The organism is Massilia polaris (genome assembly GCF_012927275.1).
Classification (GTDB): domain Bacteria; phylum Pseudomonadota; class Gammaproteobacteria; order Burkholderiales; family Burkholderiaceae_D; genus Telluria_A; species Telluria_A polaris.
Genome location: NZ_JABBGG010000004.1, coordinates 371,637 through 378,775, shown reverse-complemented (window position 1 = coordinate 378,775; position 7,139 = coordinate 371,637). Strand labels below are relative to the sequence as shown.

10 protein-coding genes are annotated in these 7,139 nt (G+C 60.9%); 3 read left to right on the top strand and 7 right to left on the bottom strand.

Going from position 1 to position 7,139, the window contains the following annotated elements; translation table 11 throughout:
* Nucleotides 1-152: IS3 family transposase (locus HHL21_RS09700; protein WP_169465140.1), on the top strand; the 152-nt coding region annotated here is incomplete at its 5' end.
* 59 nt (nt 153-211) lie between these two features.
* Here HHL21_RS09700 and HHL21_RS09695 read toward each other — a convergent pair.
* The 7 genes from HHL21_RS09695 to HHL21_RS09665 all read right to left on the bottom strand — a co-directional run bounded on the left by HHL21_RS09695 (nt 212) and on the right by HHL21_RS09665 (nt 5,967).
* Nucleotides 212-418: a hypothetical protein gene (locus HHL21_RS09695; protein WP_169465138.1), complete on the bottom strand. Its 207-nt coding sequence runs from the start codon at nt 416-418 to the stop codon at nt 212-214.
* A 177-nt stretch (nt 419-595) separates the two neighbouring features.
* Nucleotides 596-1,318: an ABC transporter ATP-binding protein gene (locus tag HHL21_RS09690; protein ID WP_169465136.1), complete on the bottom strand. Its 723-nt coding sequence runs from the start codon at nt 1,316-1,318 to the stop codon at nt 596-598.
* A 1-nt stretch (nt 1,319) separates the two neighbouring features.
* Nucleotides 1,320-2,090 carry an ABC transporter ATP-binding protein gene (locus tag HHL21_RS09685; RefSeq protein WP_169465134.1) on the bottom strand — a complete coding sequence of 257 codons (771 nt, stop codon included), beginning with the start codon at nt 2,088-2,090 and terminating at the stop codon, nt 1,320-1,322.
* A gap of 15 nt (nt 2,091-2,105) precedes the next feature.
* Nucleotides 2,106-3,314: an ABC transporter permease subunit gene (locus HHL21_RS09680; RefSeq protein WP_169465132.1), complete on the bottom strand. Its 1,209-nt coding sequence runs from the start codon at nt 3,312-3,314 to the stop codon at nt 2,106-2,108.
* Between the two features lie 23 nt (nt 3,315-3,337).
* Nucleotides 3,338-4,267: a branched-chain amino acid ABC transporter permease gene (locus HHL21_RS09675; protein WP_169465130.1), complete on the bottom strand. Its 930-nt coding sequence runs from the start codon at nt 4,265-4,267 to the stop codon at nt 3,338-3,340.
* Nucleotides 4,268-4,552: 285 nt separating this feature from the next.
* Nucleotides 4,553-5,500, bottom strand: coding sequence for a 4-hydroxy-3-methylbut-2-enyl diphosphate reductase (ispH, locus tag HHL21_RS09670; RefSeq protein ID WP_169465128.1), 948 nt, complete (start codon nt 5,498-5,500; stop codon nt 4,553-4,555).
* Between the two features lie 11 nt (nt 5,501-5,511).
* Nucleotides 5,512-5,967 carry an FKBP-type peptidyl-prolyl cis-trans isomerase gene (locus HHL21_RS09665; protein WP_169465126.1) on the bottom strand — a complete coding sequence of 152 codons (456 nt, stop codon included), beginning with the start codon at nt 5,965-5,967 and terminating at the stop codon, nt 5,512-5,514.
* Between the two features lie 86 nt (nt 5,968-6,053).
* Between HHL21_RS09665 and radC the strand changes: the two genes are divergently transcribed.
* The gene (radC, locus tag HHL21_RS09660; RefSeq protein WP_169465124.1) at nt 6,054-6,728 is read left to right on the top strand and encodes a RadC family protein; all 675 of its coding nucleotides are present in this window, start codon (nt 6,054-6,056) and stop codon (nt 6,726-6,728) included.
* A 173-nt stretch (nt 6,729-6,901) separates the two neighbouring features.
* Complete coding sequence (gene rpmB, locus HHL21_RS09655; protein ID WP_169465122.1) at nt 6,902-7,138, top strand: 50S ribosomal protein L28; 237 nt, start codon at nt 6,902-6,904, stop codon at nt 7,136-7,138.
* Nucleotide 7,139 lies beyond the last annotated feature (1 nt).

The following is a 7,139-nucleotide window of genomic DNA, read 5'->3' as shown; positions in this document are numbered from 1 at the left end:
AGTTCTTCCATCTAAACAAATTCAGCAGCGTGGACGAGCTACAAGCCGGCATCAAGAAGTACATTCGCTATTACAATTACGACCGCATCAAGATGAAACTAAAAGGGCTGAGTCCTGTGCAATACAGCACCCAGCCCTTGGCCGCTCATTAAACTAACCGTCCAACTTTACGGGGTCAGTTCATGGTTGCGAGGCATTTTTTTTGCCGGCGTTACTGTTTCCCGCCAGCTTTGTCCGACGATTTACTTCCTGAACCACTGGCTTTTGCCCCGGATTGTTGATTCCCGGCTCCGGCACTGCTCTTGCTACCTTGGGTGCCGGCCTGCCCCTTGGAGCCGCCGCCGGTCCCGGCGTAACCACCTGCTGGTTTGCTGTCGCTGTGGTTGTGATTTTTACCGCTGCTCACTTTCGAACTCATAACAGTCTCCTATTCGATGTGCGAACCTTATCGTAGGGGTCACGGCGGCCGCCTGAAATAGGAGCTGGTCTGAACGGGCGGTAGGACAACGCGCTGTCGTTCGGTGGATGCGTCGTGCGCCGATGCAAAAATGCCCCGCGTTGCGAGGCATCTTCATCATTACATGCGCCTGCGAAATTACTCGCCCAGGTACGCCGCCTGTACGCGCGGATCGTGCAGCATGTCATCCGCATTGCCGGTCATGATGACCGCCCCCGAATCCATCACATAGCCACGGTCCGCCGCCTGCAACGCCAGCTTCGCGTTCTGCTCGACCAGCAAGATCGTAATCCCCTGCTTCGACACATCGCGGATCACCTCAAAGATCTTCTCGACCATGATCGGCGACAGGCCCATCGACGGCTCGTCCAGCAGCAGCAAGGTCGGGTGGCACATCAGCGCGCGCGCCATCGCCAGCATCTGCTGCTCGCCGCCGGACAAGGTGCCGGCCAGCTGCGAGGCACGCTCCTTCAGGCGCGGGAATACCGTGAACCACTTCTCGATATCGGCCTCGATGCCTGCCTTGTCGTTGCGCGTGTAGGCGCCCATCTGCAGGTTTTCGTAAATCGACATGCGGGTGAACACGCCGCGGCCTTCCGGCACCATCGCCAGCTTCTGCTCGACCAGCTGGAACGAATGCTTGCCCTTGAGCGGCTGGCCCATGTAGCTGATCACGCCTTCCACACTGCAATCAGGCAAGGTGCCGGTGATCGCTTTCAGCGTGGTGGTCTTGCCGGCGCCGTTGGCGCCGATCAGCGTGACCAGTTCGCCCTTGTTGACTTCGAGGTCGATGCCCTTGACTGCCTTGATGCCGCCGTATGCAACTTTCAGGCCCTGAATCTTGAGAATGTTTTCGCTCATATTAATGGCCCGTTCCGAGGTAGGCTTCAATCACAGCCGGGTTCTTCTGGATGTCGGCTGGTAAGCCTTCCGCGATAGGCTTGCCGTATTCCAGCACCGTGATGCGGTCGCACAGGCCCATCATCAGCTTGACGTCGTGCTCGATCAGCAGCACGGTCTTGCCTTCGTTCTTGATTTTCACCAGCAGCTCGCGCAGCGCCAGTTTTTCGGTCGCGTTCATGCCGGCCGCAGGCTCGTCCAGCGCCAGCAGCTTCGGCTCGGTCGCCAGCGCACGGGCGATCTCGAGGCGGCGCTGGTCGCCGTAGGACAGGAACTTCGAGGTGCGCTTGGCGAACTCGCCGATGCCGACGAAGTCCAGCAACTCCTGCGCGCGGCGGCGGATCGCCGCTTCTTCCAGGCGCGCCGCCTTGTGGCGGAAGATGGCGCCGAACACGCCCTGATGGGTGCGCACGTGGCAGCCGACCATCACGTTTTCCAGCGCCGTCATCTCGCCGAACAGGCGGATGTTCTGGAAGGTGCGCGCGATGCCGGCCTTGGCCACTTCGTGCGGGGCCGACGGCGAATACGGCTTGCCGTCCAGCTCGAACGTGCCCGTGTCCGGCTGGTACAGGCCGGTAATGACGTTGAAGAAAGTCGTCTTGCCGGCGCCGTTAGGCCCGATCAGGCCATAAATCTGGCCCTGCCTGATCTGGATGCCGACGTCCGTCAGCGCTTGCAATCCGCCGAAGCGCTTGTTGACGCCGGCGATGTTCAATAGGATTTGTTCGCTCATTTTTCGTCCTCCCGGTCAGGCCGGAAACGCGTCTGGCTTGTTGGTCTCGGCGGCTTGCGGCCGGTCTTCGTGCTTCGGCGACGGCCACAGGCCGGCCGGACGCAGCAGCATCACCATCACCATGGCCAGGCCGTACAGCAGCAGGCGCAGCACTTCGGCTTCGATCAGGACCTTGCCGAACACGGCGTTCTGGAACGGCTCGACGGTATGGCGCAGCACTTCCGGCAAGGCCGCCAGCAAGATGCCGCCGACGATCACGCCAGGGATGTGGCCGATACCGCCCAGCACCACCATCGCGAGTACCGCGATCGACTCCATCAGCGAGAACGATTCCGGCGACACGAAGCCCTGGAACGACGCGAACATCGCGCCGGCGACGCCGCCAAACGAGGCGCCCATCGTGAACGCGAGCAGCTTGACGTTGCGGGTGTTGATGCCCATCGCCTTGGCGGCGATTTCATCTTCGCGGATCGCCACCCACGCCCGGCCCAGGCGCGAATGCTGCAGGCGCGAGGTCATGAAGATGGTGGCGATGCACAGGAACAGGAAAAGGAAGTAGTAGGCATTCACCGACGGCATCGCGAAGTCGCCGATGAACACGGTTGCCTTCGAACCGGCCTCACCCGCCAGCGACACGCCGAAGATGCGGATCGGGTCGATCATGTTGATGCCCTGCGGACCGTTGGTGAAGTTGATCGGGTCGTTCAGGTTGTTCATGAAGATACGGATGATCTCGCCGAAGCCCAGGGTCACGATGGCCAGGTAGTCGCCGCGCAGCTTCAGGGTCGGGGCGCCGAGCAGCGCGCCGAACAGGCCCGCGACCGCGGCCGCCAGCGGCACGATGAACCAGACCGACAGGTGCACGCCGGATTCAACAATTTCCGGGCCCATCACTGCGACCAGCCATTCCCCGAGCACGGGGTACTGGTAGACGATCGATTCGAGCAAGGCGGCGAACTGCGGCGACGCCAGCAGGCCGGTGAGGTAGGCGCCGACCGCGAAGAACGCGATGTAACCAAGGTCGAGCAGGCCGGCAAAGCCGACCACGATGTTCAGGCCGAGCGCCAGCATGATGTACAGCAGCGCGATATCGACAATGCGGACCCAGGAGTTACCGAAATTCTGGGCAACGAACGGGAAGATCAGCAGCAGCGCCAGCACGATGGCCATGCTGGTGTAGGCCTTGCGCGGATTGTGTTCGACGTCGAAAGAGAGAAGTTTCATGATGATTTCCTTGTCTGGTTCGATCAGGCGCGGTCAGCGACGCGTTCACCCATGATGCCGGAAGGCCGGATCGTGAGCACGATAATCAGCACCACGAAGGCGAAGATGTCCTGGTAGTGGCTGCCAAGGAAGCCGCCGGTCAGGTCGCCGATGTAGCCTGCGCCCATCGCTTCGATCAGGCCCAGCAGGATACCGCCGATCATCGCGCCGTAGATATTCCCGATACCGCCCAGCACCGCGGCCGAGAAGGCCTTCAGGCCAGGCAGGAAGCCCATCGCGAACTGGATCGACGAGTAGTTGGCGCCCCACATCACGCCGGCCACCGCCGCCAGCGCCGCGCCGATGGCGAAGGTGGCGACGATGACCTTGTTCGAATCCACGCCCATCAGCCCGGCAACGCGCGGGTTCTCGGCGGTGGCGCGCATGGCGCGGCCCATCTTGGTTTTTTCAACCAGCAGCACCAGCCCGCCCATCGACAGGGCAGCCAGCGCGAGCAGCAAGACCTGGGTCTGGGAAATAACGGCGCCGCCGATGGCGATTGGTTCGGTCGACAGCAGTTGCGGGAAAGGCAGTGGGTTGCGGCCCCAGATCATCATCGCGAAGGTGGTGAGGAGGGTCGAGACGCCGATGGCGGTAATCAGGGGAGCGAGGCGGGGGGCGTTGCGGAGGCGGCGGTAGGCGACGCGCTCGATGATGATATTAACCAGCATACAGACCGGAATCGCACCTGCAATGGCAATCGCCAGTTGCACCGCGCCGGGCAGGCCGGGCATGAAGACATCGAGGAGTTTAAGGATCGACAGGCCGACCATGGCGCCGATCATGAGTACGTCGCCGTGGGCGAAGTTAATCAGGTTCAGAACACCGTACACCATCGTGTAGCCCAGTGCCACCAGGGCGTACATACTGCCCAGCACCAGACCATTGATAATCTGTTGGATAAAGGTATCCATGGTTTACTTGCCTCTTTTATTATAGAGCTAATAAAAACGGCACCCCGGAGAAAGTCCGTAGTGCCGCTCATGGCCTGACGCGCTTCACAAACGCCGCATCCCGACCGGGATTACACGTGTCTCATGTTTCCGCTGCAACTGCACCCTATCCTATGCGCGAACGATGCCGGCGCACCGGATAGCAATAATTCCGAGCGCCATCATCATAGCGAGGTTTCGTAAAAACTAACACCGGAAAATCAAGGGCCCGCAAAATATTCTCTTGCCAACTGTAAATATCTCCGATCAATCGGCGTTGACCTTGATGCCGTCCAGGCCTTTCGGCAATGGGAAGGTGACATGCTCCTCGACACCGTCGAGCGCGCGGACGCTGCGCGCGCCCAGCTGCTTCAGGCGGTCGATGACGGCCTGCACCAGCACCTCGGGGGCCGACGCGCCCGCGGTGACGCCGATCCGCACTTTGCCTTCGAGCCATTGCGGGTCGATCTGGGCCGCGTTGTCGACCATGTAGGCCGGCGTACCCATCTTGTCGGCCACTTCGCGCAGGCGGTTCGAGTTCGAGCTGTTAGGGCTGCCGACGACGACGACAATATCCACCTGAGGCGCCATGAACTTGACGGCTTCCTGGCGGTTGGTGGTGGCGTAGCAGATGTCGCCCTTCTTCGGCTCGATAATGTTCGGGAAGCGCTGCTTGAGCGCCGCGATGATGTCGGCGGTATCGTCGACCGACAAGGTGGTCTGCGATACGTAGGCCAGCTGGTCAGGGTTGCCGACCCGCAGCGTCGCTACGTCTGCTACCGTTTCGACCAGATGCATGCCCGCTTCGGTCTGGCCCATCGTGCCCTCGACTTCCGGGTGGCCGTCATGGCCGATCATCACGATTTCGCAGCCCTGCTTGCGCATTTTGGCCACTTCGACGTGGACCTTGGTCACCAGCGGGCAGGTAGCGTCGAAGATCTTCAGGCCGCGGCTCTCGGCTTCGGCGCGCACGGCCTTCGAGACGCCGTGGGCGGAGAACACCAGCGTATTGCCGGCCGGGACGTCATCGAGCTCCTCGATGAAGATCGCGCCCTTGTTGCGCAAGTCGTCCACGACGTAGGCGTTGTGGACGATTTCGTGGCGCACGTAGATCGGCGCGCCGAACTGAAGCAGCGCGCGCTCGACGATTTCGATGGCGCGGTCCACGCCGGCGCAGAAACCGCGCGGCTGGGCCAGGAGAATTTCGTTTTCCATGGATGGTCCTGTTACAAAACCGAGATCAGGTTAACTTCGAACTTGAGCGTCTGGCCCGCGAGCGGATGATTAAAGTCGAAAATACAGCTTTCTGCGCCCAGTTCACGCAGAACGCCGGCGAAACGGCCGCCACCAGGTGCGGCGAAGTCAACCAGGTCGCCGACCTTGTAATCGGCGTCCGGCGCCGAGTTTTCGTCCAGCGTCGCGCGCGAGACCGCCTGCACCAGGTCAGGGCTGCGTTCGCCGAAGCCCTGCTCCGGGCCCAGCTCGAAGGTCTGGTGCGTACCTTCAGGCAGGCCGAGCAGGCAGGCTTCAAGCGACGGCGCCAACTGGCCCTGGCCGAGCATCAGGGTGGCCGGGTTCCCGCCGAAAGTAGTAATCAGATCAGTACCGTCCATCGACGCGAGCCGATAATGCAGCGTGAGGTAAGAGGACTCGTTGACAACTGGTGCGGATGGGCTGGACATAATGGTAGCAAAAATCGGTAATCCCATATTGTAAGCCACTGCGCCCGCGCCCGCCTCATCAACCGCCACTTCAGACAGGAGCAAGGATGGGCATCAAGGATTGGCCGGAACACCTGCGGCCGCGCGAACGCCTGATCAGGGACGGCGCCCCTGCCCTGTCCGACCAGGAACTGCTGGCCGTGTTCCTGCGCGTCGGCATCAAAGGCAAGAGCGCCGTGGACCTTGGCTGCGACCTGATCACCCGCTTCGGATCGCTGGGCGGCATGTTCAATGCCAGTTTGCGCGAATTCGCGACGGTCCCCGGGCTGGGCGCGGCGAAATACGCGCAGTTACAGGCTGTGCTGGAGCTGGCGCAACGCGCGATCGGCGAGCAGCTGCGTGCTGGCGACCTGCTCGGTTCCCCGACTGCCGTGCGCAGCTACCTGACCTTGCAGCTGGGGCGGCAGCATCACGAATCCTTCGTCGTGCTGTTCCTGGACGTGAAGAACAGGCTGATCCAGAAAGAAGAGATGTTCACTGGCACGCTGACGCACACCAGCGTGTACCCGCGCGAGGTCGTCAAGAAGGCGCTGGCACACAATGCCGCCAGTGTCATGCTCGTCCACAACCATCCTTCCGGCGTGGCGGAACCGAGCGAGTCCGACCTGATGCTGACGCGGGCGCTGGTGCAGGCGCTGGCCCTGGTCGATGTACGGGTGCTCGACCATTTTGTTGTCGCCGGGCCACAGGTCCATTCCTTCGCCGAACATGGCCAGATGTAAGGCCGGGTTAGCCGATACACCCTTGCTAATCAAGGCAAATGGCACGAATTCACAATTGTTAAATTACCGACAGGATGGGTGACACTATTGTTTTTCACAAGTCATTGATTCAGTGATGGTTTTCACGCTATACTCTCTTTTTTCCAATTTTGGATATTTTCAAGGAGTGCGCTATGGCACGTGTTTGCCAAGTTACTGGAAAGGGCGTGATGGTTGGTAACAACGTATCGCACGCTAACAACAAAACCAAACGCCGTTTTCTGCCTAACCTGCAGAACCGCCGTATTTTCGTAGAGTCGGAAAACCGCTGGGTCTCCCTGCGTTTGTCTAACGCCGGTCTGCGCGTCATCGACAAAGTGGGCATCGACGCAGTTCTGGTCGACATGCGCGCTCGTGGCGAAAAAGTCTAAA

What these genes read in the sequence shown, in the direction of transcription:
- HHL21_RS09695 (WP_169465138.1), bottom strand. Translation starts at nt 418, where the DNA reads ATGAGTTCGAAAGTGAGCAGCGGTAAAAATCACAACCACAGCGACAGC.
- HHL21_RS09690 (WP_169465136.1), bottom strand. Translation starts at nt 1,318, where the DNA reads ATGAGCGAAAACATTCTCAAGATTCAGGGCCTGAAAGTTGCATACGGC.
- HHL21_RS09685 (WP_169465134.1), bottom strand. Translation starts at nt 2,090, where the DNA reads ATGAGCGAACAAATCCTATTGAACATCGCCGGCGTCAACAAGCGCTTC.
- HHL21_RS09680 (WP_169465132.1), bottom strand. Translation starts at nt 3,314, where the DNA reads ATGAAACTTCTCTCTTTCGACGTCGAACACAATCCGCGCAAGGCCTAC.
- HHL21_RS09675 (WP_169465130.1), bottom strand. Translation starts at nt 4,267, where the DNA reads ATGGATACCTTTATCCAACAGATTATCAATGGTCTGGTGCTGGGCAGT.
- ispH (WP_169465128.1), bottom strand. Translation starts at nt 5,500, where the DNA reads ATGGAAAACGAAATTCTCCTGGCCCAGCCGCGCGGTTTCTGCGCCGGC.
- HHL21_RS09665 (WP_169465126.1), bottom strand. Translation starts at nt 5,967, where the DNA reads ATGTCCAGCCCATCCGCACCAGTTGTCAACGAGTCCTCTTACCTCACG.
- radC (WP_169465124.1), top strand. Translation starts at nt 6,054, where the DNA reads ATGGGCATCAAGGATTGGCCGGAACACCTGCGGCCGCGCGAACGCCTG.
- rpmB (WP_169465122.1), top strand. Translation starts at nt 6,902, where the DNA reads ATGGCACGTGTTTGCCAAGTTACTGGAAAGGGCGTGATGGTTGGTAAC.